Source organism: Akkermansia muciniphila ATCC BAA-835 (assembly GCF_000020225.1).
GTDB classification, from domain to species: domain Bacteria; phylum Verrucomicrobiota; class Verrucomicrobiia; order Verrucomicrobiales; family Akkermansiaceae; genus Akkermansia; species Akkermansia muciniphila.
Map to the genome: position 1 here is coordinate 2,120,157 of NC_010655.1, position 14,666 is coordinate 2,134,822.

14 protein-coding genes are annotated in these 14,666 nt (G+C 55.7%); 7 read left to right on the plus strand and 7 right to left on the minus strand.

Going from position 1 to position 14,666, the window contains the following annotated elements; all coding sequences use genetic code 11:
- Positions 1–37 precede the first annotated feature (37 nt).
- The gene (gene coaD, locus AMUC_RS09285) at positions 38–547 is read left to right on the plus strand and encodes a pantetheine-phosphate adenylyltransferase (RefSeq protein WP_012420770.1); all 510 of its coding nucleotides are present in this window, start codon (positions 38–40) and stop codon (positions 545–547) included.
- A gap of 24 nt (positions 548–571) precedes the next feature.
- On the opposite strand, the gene AMUC_RS09290 is transcribed toward coaD, so the two are convergent.
- The 4 genes from AMUC_RS09290 to AMUC_RS09305 all read right to left on the minus strand — a co-directional run bounded on the left by AMUC_RS09290 (position 572) and on the right by AMUC_RS09305 (position 3,689).
- Positions 572–934 (minus strand): peptide chain release factor family protein, encoded by a 363-nt coding sequence (locus tag AMUC_RS09290; RefSeq protein ID WP_012420771.1) that lies wholly within the window; start codon positions 932–934, stop codon positions 572–574.
- On the minus strand, positions 921–1,475 hold the full coding sequence (locus AMUC_RS09295) for a hypothetical protein (protein WP_012420772.1): 555 nt from the start codon (positions 1,473–1,475) through the stop codon (positions 921–923). The genes AMUC_RS09290 and AMUC_RS09295 overlap by 14 nt, the downstream gene beginning before the upstream one ends.
- Positions 1,462–2,847: a UTP--glucose-1-phosphate uridylyltransferase gene (locus AMUC_RS09300; protein WP_012420773.1), complete on the minus strand. Its 1,386-nt coding sequence runs from the start codon at positions 2,845–2,847 to the stop codon at positions 1,462–1,464. The genes AMUC_RS09295 and AMUC_RS09300 overlap by 14 nt, the downstream gene beginning before the upstream one ends.
- 98 nt (positions 2,848–2,945) lie before the next feature.
- The gene (locus AMUC_RS09305; protein ID WP_012420774.1) at positions 2,946–3,689 is read right to left on the minus strand and encodes a methyltransferase domain-containing protein; all 744 of its coding nucleotides are present in this window, start codon (positions 3,687–3,689) and stop codon (positions 2,946–2,948) included.
- Positions 3,690–3,844: 155 nt separating this feature from the next.
- Between AMUC_RS09305 and AMUC_RS09310 the strand changes: the two genes are divergently transcribed.
- Together AMUC_RS09310 and AMUC_RS09315 are read left to right on the plus strand one after the other, a co-directional pair.
- Positions 3,845–4,693 carry a hypothetical protein gene (locus AMUC_RS09310; RefSeq protein ID WP_012420775.1) on the plus strand — a complete coding sequence of 283 codons (849 nt, stop codon included), beginning with the start codon at positions 3,845–3,847 and terminating at the stop codon, positions 4,691–4,693.
- Between the two features lie 99 nt (positions 4,694–4,792).
- Positions 4,793–5,389 (plus strand): tetratricopeptide repeat protein, encoded by a 597-nt coding sequence (locus tag AMUC_RS09315; protein WP_012420776.1) that lies wholly within the window; start codon positions 4,793–4,795, stop codon positions 5,387–5,389.
- 38 nt (positions 5,390–5,427) lie between these two features.
- Here AMUC_RS09315 and AMUC_RS13040 read toward each other — a convergent pair whose 3' ends face one another.
- Positions 5,428–5,556, minus strand: coding sequence for a hypothetical protein (locus AMUC_RS13040; RefSeq protein WP_256943609.1), 129 nt, complete (start codon positions 5,554–5,556; stop codon positions 5,428–5,430).
- Between the two features lie 122 nt (positions 5,557–5,678).
- Here AMUC_RS13040 and AMUC_RS09320 point away from each other — a divergent pair, with 122 nt between their 5' ends.
- Positions 5,679–6,611, plus strand: coding sequence for a LicD family protein (locus AMUC_RS09320; protein WP_042448273.1), 933 nt, complete (start codon positions 5,679–5,681; stop codon positions 6,609–6,611).
- Complete coding sequence (locus AMUC_RS09325) at positions 6,608–7,963, plus strand: Gfo/Idh/MocA family oxidoreductase (RefSeq protein WP_012420779.1); 1,356 nt, start codon at positions 6,608–6,610, stop codon at positions 7,961–7,963. Before AMUC_RS09320 ends, AMUC_RS09325 begins: the two co-directional genes overlap by 4 nt.
- A 97-nt stretch (positions 7,964–8,060) precedes the next feature.
- Here AMUC_RS09325 and AMUC_RS12120 read toward each other — a convergent pair whose 3' ends face one another.
- Positions 8,061–9,110, minus strand: coding sequence for an NAD/NADP octopine/nopaline dehydrogenase family protein (locus AMUC_RS12120; protein ID WP_012420780.1), 1,050 nt, complete (start codon positions 9,108–9,110; stop codon positions 8,061–8,063).
- Complete coding sequence (locus AMUC_RS09335) at positions 9,110–11,002, minus strand: aminotransferase class I/II-fold pyridoxal phosphate-dependent enzyme (RefSeq protein WP_012420781.1); 1,893 nt, start codon at positions 11,000–11,002, stop codon at positions 9,110–9,112. The genes AMUC_RS12120 and AMUC_RS09335 overlap by 1 nt, the downstream gene beginning before the upstream one ends.
- A gap of 435 nt (positions 11,003–11,437) precedes the next feature.
- On the opposite strand from AMUC_RS09335, the gene AMUC_RS13045 reads away from it, so the two are divergent.
- Both AMUC_RS13045 and AMUC_RS09350 read left to right on the plus strand, forming a co-directional pair.
- Positions 11,438–12,454 (plus strand): LicD family protein, encoded by a 1,017-nt coding sequence (locus tag AMUC_RS13045; RefSeq protein ID WP_012420782.1) that lies wholly within the window; start codon positions 11,438–11,440, stop codon positions 12,452–12,454.
- 85 nt (positions 12,455–12,539) lie between these two features.
- Positions 12,540–14,576 (plus strand): alpha amylase C-terminal domain-containing protein, encoded by a 2,037-nt coding sequence (locus tag AMUC_RS09350; RefSeq protein WP_012420783.1) that lies wholly within the window; start codon positions 12,540–12,542, stop codon positions 14,574–14,576.
- Positions 14,577–14,666 lie beyond the last annotated feature (90 nt).

Sequence of the window (14,666 nt, forward strand, 5' to 3'; positions counted from 1 at the left end):
TTGTATTTTCCTCCGGTGGGCGTATAGGATGGCACGAATGAAGCGCATCGCCGTGTATGCCGGTAGTTTCGACCCTCTGACCAACGGTCATTTATGGATGATCAGGCAGGGGGCGAGGATGTTTGATGAACTGATTGTGGCCATGGGCGATAATCCGGACAAGCGTTATACGTTTTCCCATGAGGAGCGCATGGATATGCTGCGGGTGGCGCTTTCCGACATGCCGGATGTGCGCATTGCCGAGTTCCACAACCGCTTTCTGGTGGATTTTGCCAATGAACACGGGGCCACGTTCATGCTGCGCGGCATCCGTTCCACGCAGGATTACGAGTATGAACGCGTGATGCGCCATATCAATGCGGATATGGCCCCCAAGGTCTGTACGGTGTTCCTGATGCCTCCCCGGGATACGGCGGAGTTGTCCTCCAGCATGGTGAAAGGGTTGATTGGGCCGGAAGGCTGGGAGGGCCAGGTGAGCCGCTATGTTCCCCACAATGTATTCGCCATGTTGAAGGAGAAGTACCGTGAGGTTTTTCCGTGTTCCTAGCGGAGATTCCGGATTTCCGTTCTGTTATTCGCTGTCCGGTGGAGAGGGGGCAGGGGCGGAACGCCTCCGCCTCCTTCTGTCTTTCTGCTTTCTCATGCGCTGGATGACGCGGGTTCTTGCGGCGCATCGGCCCGTTTGCATTTGTTCCACAGCATCGCACAGTTCCCTGCGCGCCAGAAAGCGGTTGAGTTCCCTGGATCTGTCCGCATGGCATTTGACGGCGATGCCCGTGGGCGTGTGCCTGAGGTAAACGCAGTTGTTGGTTTTATTTACTTTCTGGCCGCCTCGCCCGCTTCCGCGGACAAAGCTTTCCTCCAGATCCTGTTCACGGATGCCCAGGGCCTCCATCCGTTCCCGGAGAGCTGCCAGTTTTTCAGGCCTGACCATAGCCGGAGGATTGCAAGGTGTTAACGCGCTGCCGGACAGCATGGGCCAGCATGTCCCGGCTGGCGGCCGTCATGGGGCGAAGGCTGACGGCAACGGTTGATCCGTCAGTCAGGCGGAGGTTCAGCCGTCCGCCTTCCCGGTCCGCGGAGCGAATCTGCTGCCAGAAGAACCATTGCATGGTGCGCTGCGTTCTCAGGAACGGCAGGATTTCCACTCCCACCGGGGTGACGATGACGGCCGCGTGTTTCAGGCAGCGGCTCCCCGCAGCCAGGCAGAGGGCGGCGGGAACAAGCGCCGCGGCCTGCATGGCCCACAGGGGGGCGGGCAAATACGGGGTAATTGTATCATATCCCGTGAGCTGGAGGAAAGCGGCAGTGGCTGCCAGAAGGAACCCCGCCGCCGTCAGTATGGCGCCTGACCGGTTCCGGGTGAAGCGCAACTCCCGTTTCCGGACGGGAATGTGCCGGATGTCCTCCACGCCCAGACCGGCCTGAACCGGACGGGGCGCGGAAGCGGGAAGATGGCGTTCAGGCTCCGGCATAGACGCCCGGGAGGATTTCCTTCGTTTCGTCGGAGTCGTTTTCCATCAGCAAGGTGCCCCGGAGAACGGCTCCGTCCTGGAAGTGGAAGCGGCCGCGCAGGGTCAGCTTGTCCATGCCTATCAGGGAGGGCAGGCCCAGCCCGTCCAGGGAATCCACCAGCTTGTACAGTTTGGAATCCAGGTCCACCACCGGGGTGTTGCCCTGCCGTTCCGGCGCCAGGGCCACGTTGCCGTGTTCATCCACGGCGATGGCGTCCGAACGGAGCAGGAACAGGTCGGAAGTGGTTTTGACGGGGAAGAAACGGGAACGCGGGACGTTGACGGCCCTGGCGCCGGGGAAGCATTCGATGCCCGCGCCCATGGCCGTTTCCAGCTGGTACACCGGGGCGGATTCCGGATCGCGGGGGTTGAGCGTCTTTTTATTACGGATCATGGGCAGCGGGAGTACGCCGCCGTTGGCGTCCAGAATTTCCTTGAGGGCGTCCAGGCGTATCCAGAGCGTATTGGTGTTGAAATAGCGGTGCCTGGAAATGTTCTGGAATTCAGGAATGTCCTCATCCGGGCACTGGGCCACTTCCCGCAGAATCAACTGGCCGTCCGATTTCCTGACAGCCAGGTGGCCGCCTTTCCTGTCCGCCACCGTGCGGCGGGTGACTTCCATGACGAAGGGGGCGCCGCTTTCCGCAAACCAGCGGAGGAAGTTCATGTCAAGCTGGGCGCCCAGATTGTCGGAATTGGAGACAAAAGCGTATTTAACGCCATCCTCCAGCAGGCGGTCCAGCCAGCCGGACCCCAGCAGGGCCGGATACAGGTCCCCATGGCCTGGCGGGCACCATTCCAGCTCCGGCTGTTCCGGGCAGCTGGCCGGGGAGAGGCCGTCCGCCAGGATTTTGGGAACGCGGTTTTGCAGCAGCTCCACTTCGGCGCGGTCCGCAAAGCCGTCCGCCGCGTATTTTTCCAGGTAGGCCAGCGTGTCCGCGCTGGTGGAGAAAGAGTTCATCAGCAGAAGGCGCACAGGCGTGCCGGAGATGGAGCGCAGATGCTTCACCTGCCTGACGATCAAATCCAGGAACGTATCCTCTCCTTTTACTTTCAGCAGGCTTTTCGCTTTCTGGAGGCCCATGCTCGTGCCGAGGCCGCCGTTGAGCTTGATGCATACGCAACGGGAAATCAGGTCCTTGTCCGCCGCGGGGGTGGAGGCCGTGATGTCCTGCCAGTCTTCCACCTGGTCGGCGGGCAGGATGTCCGTTTCCGGAATCATGCCGGAGTGGTTGGAAACAAGGGCTTCATAACAACGGGAGAAAGCGTTGACGGCCGCGGCTGAAACGCCGGCGGACTCCATCTTTTCCGCAAAAGGAGTGAACGTACTCATTGGCGGCTTTTGTACAAAATGCCCGGAGGAGGCTCAAGCATTATCAGCGTATCCGGAATGCCCGCGCGTTTTCTCTTTCTTGCGGGGACTGCTCCGGGTTATCTGGCTGCCGTCACCCGGATCCGCCGGTAGTCCGCCACCCATTGGGAACCGTCCCATAACTCATCTTTCAGGGAATCCTCCATTTCCTTGAAAATCTGGATGCGCTGTTCTTCGCGGAGGTTGTTCAAGTCTTCCCGGAAGAATTGACACGCCCAGTTGCGCAGGCCGTCAGGACCGCCTTTCAGCGGCGTAGGGCGGTCAAATTCCTTCATTGTTTCCGGGCGGAGCCCGGCTTGTTCCAGAACGCTGCCGTATTCTTCCGCGGCGGGAAAGTAAAAACGCGTTGTGTACGGGAGGTTCCTGCGTTCCAGGGCTGTCCGAAAAGCTTCCCTGATGCGGAGAATATTGAGGTGGGCTCCGAATTCGCAGACCAGTTTCCCCTGCGGTTTCAGGACGCGGGAAACGGCATTTAAGAGAGTCCCATGGTCCGGTATCCAATGGAGGGCCGCATTGGAGAAAACGATGTCAAATCTGTTGCGCCAGGGCATGAGGCGGGCGTCCAGCACGCGGAAGTCCATGCCGGGATAGAGCTGGCGGGCTTTTGCTATCATTTCCGGAGAGGAGTCCAGGCCGGTGACGGACGCCGATTTCTCCAGCAGAGCGTGCGTCAGCGTACCGGTTCCGCAGCCCAGGTCCAGAATGGACTGGTCTGGATTTTCCGGTACGCAGGAGAGCAGTTCCCTGCCGTATTCCGCGACAAAACCGTGTTTGTTTTCGTACCATTCAGCGTTCCAGTCCATTACCTCTCCATCATAGGGAAAAAGGGGTTTTTTTTCAAGAAAGACCCTGTCTTTTTTTCATGGTATTTTTCCCGGAGGGTCTCTGTCCATTTCTCCGCGCCGTGCCGGGATTCTTCTTGCGTTGGCGGGCGGGAAATGGTTAAGATAAGCTTACTATGAAAGCAACAGCCCTGTTCCTGGCGGCTTCCGCCCTGGCCGCGGTTTCCGCCGTCGCCTATGACGGATACGGTTATGACCCCCGGCCCGCGAGTTCCTATAACAATACCATCAGCGGAGCGGCCCATATCGGCTATGATTCCCGGTATGCCTATAAAGACGTGGTGGCTTCCTCCCTGCTGAACCGCAGCGGCGTGTTTAACATCGGCGGCGAGCTGAACCTCAACCTGGCCAGAGACTGGAAGCAGGAAATCGGCGCGGAATACATGGCTTTCTGCGACGGGCTGCTGAGCGACAAGGACGCCTTTGACGCCAGCTGGAAGGCTGTCAAAGAGCTGTTCCCCAATCTTTCCTTCCGGGGCGGGTATGAGTTGAATTACGGCGGCCTCCCGGGGTATTTGAGCAAGCGCATGGGGAAGGCTCCCCATTCCCTCGCCCAGTCCGTCACGGCGGGGCTGGCGTATGACGATCCGGGCCACGGCTATTTTGGCTCCCTGGATGTGCAGTACGGCTTTTACGGCATGACCGGCTGGCGTATTGACCTGAACGCGGGCAAGCGATGGAGCGGCCTGATTCATGAAAAGGTGGATTTGGAGCTGAGCGCCGGAACAGGTTATTCCTCCAGTTACTGGGGGCCCGGCGCAGCCGGGTTTGACCAGGTTAACATCAAACTGGCGGCTCCCGTGCGCGTAACGGGTGTGGACTCCAGCCGCGGGTTCCGGATTATTCCTTTCATCCAGCTTGACTGGGCGGGAAACACCCGTTCCGAAATCCGCCGCTACGCCGGCATGAACGCGATTGAGGACTTCCGCATCCGTGTGGGCGTGGAAGCCGTTTACCGTTTTTAAGCGGCTGCTCCGCGGCCCTTTCACCGGGAAGGGCCGCGGAAGCGTTCCCCCTTTCCGGGGGCGCATGCCCCCTCCCCGGCTTCTCTTGAATCCCCTGCCATGTTGAAAATGATTTTTCTGCTGGCCCGGCGCATGTTTATACGGCTGCTGCTGGTGCTGCTTCCGCTGGGCCTGTTTATGTTCCTGGCGCAGGCCATTCCCCTTTCCCCTCTGCAATCCCTGCTGGTGCTGGTTCCGGTGATTGCCTTTGAAGTGTGGCTCGTCATCAGGCATCTGCTGCCCGTCATGGGGGAGCTGGTGACCAAGACGCTGTATTCCTCCAATATTACTACGGATGAGGAAGTGCTGGTGGAGGCTTCCAGGCGCATGCTGAATTCCGGGGATCCCCAGGGCGCTCTGGAATTGCTGGAACGCTACCGGAAGGAGAATCCGGGGCTGGTGCGTTCCTGGCTCATGGAATCCAGCCTGCTGAACGATATGCGCCGGTACGCGGATTCCGTCAACGTCCTTCAGAAAGGACTGGAATACGGAGGGTGGCGCAAGGAGGACCGGGCTCTGTTCCTGTACAAGATAGGAGCCATTTACGAGTCCCAGCTCAATAACCCGGACAGGGCCCGGAAGTATTGGGAGGAAGCTGCGGATAAATATCCCGATACGGCCTATGGCCGCTCCGCACGGGACAAGGTTATGTTTTAATGCGGCTTTCCGTGAAGGGATGGCCATCCGGAATTTTTTCATTGCTTTAAAGAACCGCGCGTGACGGAGGAATAAGTCTTTTTCCTTATTTTGCGCTGGGAAATATTCTTCAGGGGAGGCGCGATGCCATAGTGGTTCTTTCTGCTGAGCACGGGGTAATTAAGCATTGTATAGATCAATGTATGTGCTACGATTCTTCCGCATTTAATAATCATGCTTTGCCGTTTCCTTGGAACCGGATTAATTTTTCAACTAACAGGATATGAGTAAAATAAGCCATATAAAATATATGGTGCTTTGCAATCTTCCCTACCGTTTGCGGGAAATCGCCGGACGGATTGCGAAGAAATGCAGGAGAAGGAAAGACCGGTCTCTTGAAGCGAAGCTGGAGGATATTCGCAATTTGCTTATTTATAACCACCCTATTTCCTCAGTTCCCCCGGCGACGGGGAAGTTGAGGCTCCTTCAGGACGGCAATACGGTTTTGCTGGCCCTTTTTGCGCGCAAATGCCGGGAAAACGGACTGCGGTACTGGCTGGATTACGGCACTTTGCTGGGGGCGGTAAGGCACAGGGGCTTTATTCCGTGGGATGATGATCTGGATGTGAGCATGATGAGGCCGGAGTTCGACCGCCTGCTGGAACTGCTTCCCGTTCTTTTCCCCCGTGAGGAAGGATTTACCTGGAACAGGCACGCCTTTCTGCAAATAGGATATGAGGGCACCCCCCTCAACCTTGATGTGTATCCCTATCATTTTTATGCAGAGAGTCTTTCATCTCCGGAACAGCATGAAAAGCTGGACAGGCTTTTGAGCGGATTTAAGAAAGACGTGGTGCTGGTAGGTTCCAGGATGAACCTGACCGATGGGCAGGTTCAGGAGAAAATCCGCCAGGATATTCTGGAAGGAAGGGATGCTGCCGGGGAAGATGAAGCCCCCGGGATTTTTCTTTCTCCTGCCATTACGTTTACAAAAAACACGCACCTTTCCTATGAAACGTTCTTTCCCCTTGGCTCCGCAGAATTTGAGGGGATAATATTTTCCGTGCCCAACCATGCCCGCCAGTACCTGCAATTTTTTTACGGCGACTATCTGTCTTATCCGGAACGCATCCAGTTCAAGCATCCTTCCGTGAAGGCCATGGTGGAGAAGGTTCCCTTTGAGGCGGCGGTCAACCGTTTCATTGACGTTTACGGAAAGCGGATTGATGCGCTCATGCCATGAAAACGGTTATTACTTACGGAACCTTTGATTTGCTGCACACGGGGCACGTGAATCTGCTGAAGAGAGCCCGGAAACTGGGGGACCGGCTCATCGTCGGCGTGACTACGGACAGTTACGACCAGAGCCGCGGCAAGCTGAATGTCATGGAGAGCCTGGAGGAACGCATGGAAAATGTGCGGAAAACCGGTCTGGCGGATCTCATTATTAAGGAAGAACTAGAAGGGCAGAAGATTCATGACATACGGAAGTACGGGGCGGATGTTTTTGTGATTGGCTCCGACTGGTCGGGGAAATTTGACTATCTTCGCGATTATTGTGAGGTGGTTTACCTGGAACGCACCAAGGGCGTTTCTTCAACAGACCTCCGTTCCGCCCGGAATCCCATTGTATATATGGGAATTGCAGGTCACGGGCGCATAGCGGGCCGTTTTCTCCGGGAGTCCAAATATGTCAGCAATATTGAAATAACAGCCGTTTTCGGAAGGAATGAGGAGAAAGTCCGCCGTTTTGCAGAGTTCCACGCTCTGCTGGAATATTATACGGAATACGAACAGTTTCTGGACCGGGTTCATGCCGTTTATATTGCCGTCCCCCATCATCTCCATTATGAAATGGCCAGGAGGGCCCTGTTGCGGGGGAAGCATGTATTGTGCGAGAAGCCTCTTGCCCTTGCCCGGGAGGAGGCGGAAGAGCTGTTCCGGCTGGCCGAAGAGAAAGGAGTCGTTTTGCTGGAAGCCCTTAAAACTGCGTTTTGTCCGGCTTTCCAGCAACTGACCAGTTTGGCGGGGAGCGGCATTATTGGTTCCATCAAGGCGGTGGACGCCACGTTTACCAAGCTGATAGAGGATGAGGCTGCCAGGGAGTATGACCCCATGCAGGCCGGAGGCGCCTGGACGGAACTGGGTTCCTATCCCGCCTTTGTCATTGGGAAGCTTCTGGGAACCGAGCCCCGCAGGATTCGTTTTGTTACTTGCAGAAAGCCTCATACGGGCGTGGACGTGTTCACGCGCGCGGAATTTCTTTATTCCAATGCAGTAGCCACCGCCACGGCAGCCATAGGAGCCAAGCAGGAAGGGGACTTGTGCATTACCGGAACGGAGGGGTATATTTATGTGCCGGCGCCTTGGTGGAAGACGGAGATGTTTGAAGTGCGGTTTGAGGATGCCCGGCTCAACAGGAAATATTTTGCCAATTTTGAAGGGGATGGGCTGCGTTATGAACTTGGCGCGTTTTTGCGCCTGATTCATGGCTGCCAGCACGGCAACCGTCTTTTGACCCGTGAGGATTCCGTGTTCATGGCTGATGTTGCCTCCCGTTTCAGGAGAGGGTATTGCGTGGAAGAGATCAGTTAGAAAGAAGAGGCCTTCTTACACCTGTGGAATTCTGGGGTAGTGCCGACGGAACTTTTTCTTGGAACCGTTTTGTTTCGCATGAATGGAAGCCATCCTATTATTTCTTCCGAAATGGGGAGAATCTGTTCAGTATGGAGGTGTTCCATTCCACAAAGGACTGGAGTGTAGGAACCGGAATGTTTAATTGCTCCGCCAGATAGCAAATGGGTTTGGTGCCCAGAGGAACATCTTCCGTAAAGTAACGGGAAGAAAAATCGGGAATCCATCCTTGTTTCCGGCGGGTCATGGGAGCTTTAACCCCATGGAATGCCGGAATAGATTGAATCTTTTTAGTCAACTCTACGGCATTTCTGGATTCATAATAATCTAGGACGGGAATGATGTCCTTTCCGATTTCCATGCCGGGACAACAGGAACAGAGGGTCAGAAGTTCTCTATCTGCCTGGATGTACAACTCACTGGCCTCCTCCGTCCATTCTTCATAAAAAAGAAACTGCTTGTCATAAAACGTTCCTTCCCTGTAGTGGCGAAACAGACTCATGCAGCGGGAAGGGTGGAGAAGGGGGTTGGAGTTGGTCAACAGAAAGGGCCAGGGAGAAGAAAGATGAGTCAGAGGAGTGTCAAATAAGGTTTCCAACATGGCGGACCAATGTTCGGCATTATTTCCTGGGGCTACCCATATCCTGTTAAGAGGGCGGCTTCCGAGAATGGAGACGGAATGTCCATATTCCTGCGTCCGACAAATCAGGGGAACCTTGTATATTCCCATCAGGCTGACGGTGGAAGTCCAAGAGGGATCTTCTGCCATCTCCATGACCTCCGGAGTACCGGGTACAATAACGAGCCCCTGTTCTCGATGCAGATAGGGTTTAATGCGGTGGCATACCTCCCGAATGCCAAAGCGGGGAACCGCCACCAGCACAAGGTTGCAGTCTTTCAATGTTTCCGGATGGTTGCTGATATGCCCTAGGGGAGCATGGTGCGTAGTACCGTTTGGAAAGATAGCGGAGAGACTTTTTCCCCATTGATTAGGGTTTCGGGTTAGGATATTGACATGTAGGCCGCGTGTACCCAGCCATCCCGCCATGGCATGGGCCAGGTTGCCGCCGCCGCAAATGCCTATGACAGGAGTGGAAATTGTATTCATCAGGAGGCTGAAGTGGAACAGGATGAAAAAGGGGATTCTCCGTTAGTGGGACAAGTAGAAGACGGTTCCGAGCCGGTTTCTGCATGCATGGCCCGGACCAGGGCATCATTGTCGGTTGCGTCTCTGACGGCGATACGGATGAATTCTCTGCCTTCAAATCCTTTTTTCCGGCTACAGTCCTTAACAAGGATGGAGTGGTTTTTCAGCAGAAGGCCGGTCAGGGAGCGGGCTTTCATGGGGGGCTTGACCTCGCACATGAAATAGTTTGCCTGGGAGGGGAAAACGTTCAGGAAAGGCACGCGGGAGAGTTTCTGCATGAAGCGGTCCCGTTCCTTCATGAAACGGTTGCACGCGCGCACGTAGGATTGCTCGTATTTCCCGAAGATTTGCATGTAGAATTCCGCGATGGAATTGATGTTCCAGATGGAAACGTCTTTTTTTATCCATGCCGCCAATTCCCTGTCTGCGGAGGCCAGAACACCCAGGCGGAGGCCCGGAACGCCGTAGGATTTGGAAATGCTTTTTACCACGGCCAGGTGGGGATATTCTTCCAGGATGCCGTCTTTCAGCAGCGTATTGTCCGGCATTCCGCAGGAGAAGTCTACAAAGGATTCATCCACGATCAGGCGGATGCCGCGGGTTTTTGTCCACAGGCAGAGGCGTAGCACATCGCCTTTCGGCAGGAAGAATCCGGAAGGGTTTCCCGGATTGACGAGGAGCAGGGTACCGATGTCTTTCCCGGAAAAGAATTCCATCAGGTCGTCCGCCGTATAAGTGAAATTCCGGGAAGCGGTATGGAAGGGAACCACCATATCCGGTTTCACCCGGTTGGGGTATTCTTCAAAGGTAGGGTAGATGACCCCCATTTTCCCTTCCAGGCGGGACATGAGCGCCTTAATGAGTTCCGCCGCGCCGTTGCCGATGCAGATGTATTCCTGGCTGATGCCGAAGTATTTTGCCGCCAGCAGGCTGTTGACTCTCATTCCGGACGGGTATTCCCTCACTAGGCGTTCAAAATTCGCCTTGAGTTCGGACATGAGGCGTTTGTTGGGGAAATAGGGATTGACCAGGTAACAGAAATCCCTGATGCGGGGATAGCGCCAGTAGCCTCCGTACCGGGATTCCATCAGGCGCAGGTGTTCTTCCCTGTCCGGGGTGAATATGGAGGCTGCGATGTCCAGATCCTGGATGTCGTCTATTTCATACCATGCTTCGCCGCCGAGGCGCAGCGCCTTGATTTCCGGCTTGTCCAGCAGGGCGATGACCCGCAGCACCTGTTCGTAATATTCATTATTGCCCAGGGCTTTGCTGTAGGCTGTAAGAAAGGGGACGTAATGGGTCCGGGAGAATTCCCTGCTGAATTTGTAAATATTGACTGTTTTAAAATATTCCGTCTTTTTCTTGTAGGAGAATTTGCTGCCGGGAATGAATTGCCTGATGTTGTCGTCTTCATCCAGAGTGACGACCGTGCCGTCCATCCAGCTTTCAAATTTGGCGACGAGAGCAAGGCTGGGGTAGGGATGGCGGAGCAGGGCATCAATAACGGAGTCTTCAAAAATCAGGTCGGATTCAAAGAGCAGCGTATCGTCCTGAAGCAGGTGTTCCTTGGCCAGGTACAGGGAATAAATATTGTTGGTGCTGGCGTACAGGGGATTGTCCACATATTCCACAGGGGTGGAAATGTCCAGCTGGGAAAGGAAGGTTTTGAGTTTTTCCCCCTCATAACCCGTAACAATCACGATTTTTTCCAGAGACGGGGAAAGGCGGTCCAATTGTCTCATCATGCGTTCTATCAGCGTCACTCCGTTGACCTGGATCATGCACTTGGTATTGTTCCGGGTGAGCGCTCCCAGTCTTTTTCCCATTCCGGCCGCTAAAATGATCGCCTGCATAAGTATTCTAATTTGTCTTCAGAACCTGAGAAAGAACCGGGAACTATGTTTAACGGATTGAGCATCCGCCGTCAAAGTAAAAATTTCTGTAAGAATATGTTAATGGGATATTACCCGGGCGAAAAGAAAAAACCGCCTTTTATGTTTCATCGCAATCCTTTTATTTTTCATTGATTTAACTTTGGACAGAATGGGAGAAACGTTTAACGGATGCTCAATCCGCTTGTTGCCAATACCGTGGAAAGGGAAGGATAAGGTCTGTCTGCATTTTGGAAAAAGCAGCGTTAATATCATGGAACGGGTGTTTTCTCCGAAAAGGATAATTTGTTTTTCATTGACTTGTAAAAAGTGGGGGATAAGGTTCTGATTCTGCCGGATGTGCTTTCCTGGAAAAATGAATCATATCCTGCGTGTTTTTGACCCAATTTATCTGCGATGAAGCTGCCATCATTCATTACCGCCGGAAGGACTGGAAAATTAGTAAGGGGAAAGCATTGGTGGGTGACGGAAGTCCGGTGCTGCGGCCTGAAAGTGCTTTCTTCCTGCACGGATAGGAAAAAGCGTTTCATCCGTTTTTTCGGTATTCCATGCGGACGGTTCAAGGTGGGCCGGGAAGGTGAAGCCTCCCAATTGGGCAAACTGGTAAAAGCTACCGTTCGGGCCGAGGAGATGCCCCAGGCGTCCGGAGTGCTGAGGATTGTGCAGCAGGCCATGACCTGTTTTTTGAATGAAGTGGCCGGAATTCTTGAGGAGGGCGGTTATCCGTACTGGCTTGATTTCGGGACGCTGCTGGGCGCGGTGCGGCACCGGGGCTTTATCCCCTGGGATGACGACCTGGATATTTCCATGCTGCGTGAAGATTATGAAAGGTTGAGGGCGAACGCCGCCGGGCTTTTCGGTTCGCGCGGTTTCTCCGTCAGTATGGATCCGTTCATCCAGATAGGGTTGCCGGGCACGTTGTGCAATGTGGACATTTTCCCGTATGACACGGCCCCTGCCGCGTGGTCTCCGGATGCTCCTGAAGAAAGGGAGTGGCTGCTGCGCGGTTACAAGGCATCCGGAATGCTTGATTATGAGGCAGATTCCTCCTGCCGCTACCGGACGCGGTGTTCTTATGAGGAAAAGATGGCGATCCGGGACCGGGTGGTGATGGGAGGACGGCGGCCGGCGGATGGAGGAAACATTTTCCTGGGATTTGAGATTCCTTTTGCCGGCCCGTGCCGCCATTCCTTCCGCCATGAATGGCTGTTTCCGCTTTCCCGCGTTCGGTTTGAGGGGAGGGATTTCCCGGCCCCCAGGATTCCTGAAATGGTGTTGTACGGCCAGTACGGGGACTGGGGAGTGCTGCCGGATTCTCCCCCTGTGCATTTTGATTTGAACCACATTTCCAAGGAGGTTCTGGCCAGGATGATGTACATGCGTGATACGGGGCGCCTTCCCGGGCGCGATTAAAGGGCCGCGCCCTTTTCTTCCCCCGCAGGGAGAAGCCCTTCTTTCTTCCTTGACCCTGCTGATTGAGGAGGGGTATCATCAGATAATGAGAAGACCCCCGATACCCGGCTTGGTGATGGCGGACGGATGGCTCCAGCCGTATTCCCGCCAGATACGCGACCGCCAGCGTCTGTTTGACCTGAAAATGAAGAGGATCAATCAGCGCGCCGGCTCTCTGGAGGAATACGCGCGCGGATACCGCTATTACGGTTTCAACAGAGACGCGGAGACGGGGGCGTGGACATACCGGGAATGGGCTCCCGCCGCCCGCAGGGTGTCCCTGATTGGGGATTTTAACGGCTGGAACCGGGAGAGCCACCCGCTGGAGCGGAATGAGCGCGGCGTGTGGGAAATTACGCTGCCGCCTGATGCGCTGGCCCACGGGCAGAAGGTGAAGGTGCACGTGGTCGGTGCGGACGGCACGGGCAGAGATCGCATTCCCGCATGGATTACCAGGACCGTCCAGGATCCGACCACTTATGATTTTGCCGGGGAGATCTGGATGCCGGAACACCCCTATGAATGGCGGAATAACGGTTTTGATCCCTCCCGGGTGGAAGTTCCGTTCGTGTATGAAGCGCATGTAGGCATGGGCGGGGAAGAAGGGCGCGTGCATACGTACCGCGAGTTTGCGGACGAGGTTCTCCCCCGGATCGCCAGGCTGGGTTACAATACCGTCCAGCTGATGGCGATCCAGGAGCACCCCTATTACGGTTCCTTCGGCTACCACGTTTCTTCCTTTTTCGCCCCTTCCTCCCGTTTCGGCGAGCCGGAGGACCTGAAGTACCTGATAGACCAGGCGCACGGCCTGGGCATCGCCGTGCTGCTGGACGTGGTGCATTCCCACGCCGTGAAGAACGAGGCGGAAGGGCTGAACAATTTTGACGGTTCCGGAGGCATGTATTTCCTGCCCGGGGAGCGCGGCCGCCATCCGGACTGGGATTCCTGTTGTTTTGATTATGGCCGGGACGAGGTGATTGAATTCCTCCTGTCCAATGTCCGCTGGTGGCTGGAAGAGTTCCGTTTTGACGGCTTCCGTTTTGACGGCGTGACATCTATGCTGTATTTCCACCGCGGGCATGAGCCGTTCGGGGATTTGGGCGCCTACTTCGGCTCTTCCGTGGATCTGGATGCCGTGGCTTATCTGCAGCTGGCCGCCACGCTGATTCAGCGGGTGAAGCCGGGCGCCATAGCGATTGCTGAGGACATGTCCGGCATGCCGGGATTGTGCCGCCCGGTGGACGAAGGGGGGATTGGTTTTTCCCACCGTCTGGCCATGGGCATTCCCGATTACTGGATTAAGCTGCTCAAGGAGAAAAAGGATGAGGAATGGAGCATGGGCGATATGTGGCACACGCTGACCAACAGGCGCTACGGCGAGCCGCATGTGGCCTATTGCGAGAGCCATGACCAGGCCCTGGTGGGGGACAAGACTCTGGCGTTCCGCCTGATGGATGCGGAAATGTACTGGAAAATGGCCGTGGACCAGCAGAGCCTCATTATTGACCGCGGCATGGCGCTGCACAAGATGATCCGCCTGGTGACGTTGGCTACCGGGGGGGAAGGCTGGCTGAATTTCATGGGCAACGAATTCGGGCATCCGGAATGGATTGATTTTCCGCGCGAAGGCAACGGCTGGTCTTACGAATACTGCCGCCGCCAGTGGTCCCTGGTGGACAATCCTTCCCTCAGGTTCAAGTTCCTGAATGCCTTTGACCAGGCGATGGTCCGCCTGGCGCAGGAAGCCCGCCTGCTGAATAATCCGCCGCCTTTCCCGCTTAATATTGACGAGACCAACCATGTCATGGCATTCCACCGCGGCGGTCTGTTGTTTGTGTTCAACTGGTCCGGAGACAGGGCTATCATGGATTACATGCTGCCCGTTCCCCAGAAGGGGGAATGGCGGGTAGTGCTGGATACGGACAACGCCCGTTTCGGCGGTTTCGGGAGGCAGGATGTTTCCATGCCGCATTTTACGGATGGGGAGGGGAATCTTTCCCTGTACCTGCTGCCGCGTACGGCCCTGGTCCTGAAGAGGGTAGGTTCCGCCGTCATGGCCCGCCACCCGGGGCGGGAGGATTAGCGTGCAATTCCAAAAACGGACGGTTTACTTATCCGTTCGTGAAAGGGAGCGTAGTGCGGGGCTGCGTACGGAACGCGGGATGGATATGCG

Bases quoted from the DNA above. Each gene is read 5' to 3' on its own strand.
- AMUC_RS09325 (WP_012420779.1), top strand. From the start codon at position 6,608: ATGAAAACGGTTATTACTTACGGAACCTTTGATTTGCTGCACACGGGG.
- AMUC_RS13045 (WP_012420782.1), top strand. From the start codon at position 11,438: ATGAAGCTGCCATCATTCATTACCGCCGGAAGGACTGGAAAATTAGTA.
- AMUC_RS09305 (WP_012420774.1), bottom strand. From the start codon at position 3,689: ATGGACTGGAACGCTGAATGGTACGAAAACAAACACGGTTTTGTCGCG.
- AMUC_RS09310 (WP_012420775.1), top strand. From the start codon at position 3,845: ATGAAAGCAACAGCCCTGTTCCTGGCGGCTTCCGCCCTGGCCGCGGTT.
- AMUC_RS09300 (WP_012420773.1), bottom strand. From the start codon at position 2,847: ATGAGTACGTTCACTCCTTTTGCGGAAAAGATGGAGTCCGCCGGCGTT.
- AMUC_RS09290 (WP_012420771.1), bottom strand. From the start codon at position 934: ATGGTCAGGCCTGAAAAACTGGCAGCTCTCCGGGAACGGATGGAGGCC.
- AMUC_RS09335 (WP_012420781.1), bottom strand. From the start codon at position 11,002: ATGCAGGCGATCATTTTAGCGGCCGGAATGGGAAAAAGACTGGGAGCG.
- AMUC_RS12120 (WP_012420780.1), bottom strand. From the start codon at position 9,110: ATGAATACAATTTCCACTCCTGTCATAGGCATTTGCGGCGGCGGCAAC.
- AMUC_RS13040 (WP_256943609.1), bottom strand. From the start codon at position 5,556: ATGCTTAATTACCCCGTGCTCAGCAGAAAGAACCACTATGGCATCGCG.
- AMUC_RS09295 (WP_012420772.1), bottom strand. From the start codon at position 1,475: ATGCCGGAGCCTGAACGCCATCTTCCCGCTTCCGCGCCCCGTCCGGTT.
- coaD (WP_012420770.1), top strand. From the start codon at position 38: ATGAAGCGCATCGCCGTGTATGCCGGTAGTTTCGACCCTCTGACCAAC.
- AMUC_RS09315 (WP_012420776.1), top strand. From the start codon at position 4,793: ATGTTGAAAATGATTTTTCTGCTGGCCCGGCGCATGTTTATACGGCTG.
- AMUC_RS09320 (WP_042448273.1), top strand. From the start codon at position 5,679: ATGGTGCTTTGCAATCTTCCCTACCGTTTGCGGGAAATCGCCGGACGG.
- AMUC_RS09350 (WP_012420783.1), top strand. From the start codon at position 12,540: ATGAGAAGACCCCCGATACCCGGCTTGGTGATGGCGGACGGATGGCTC.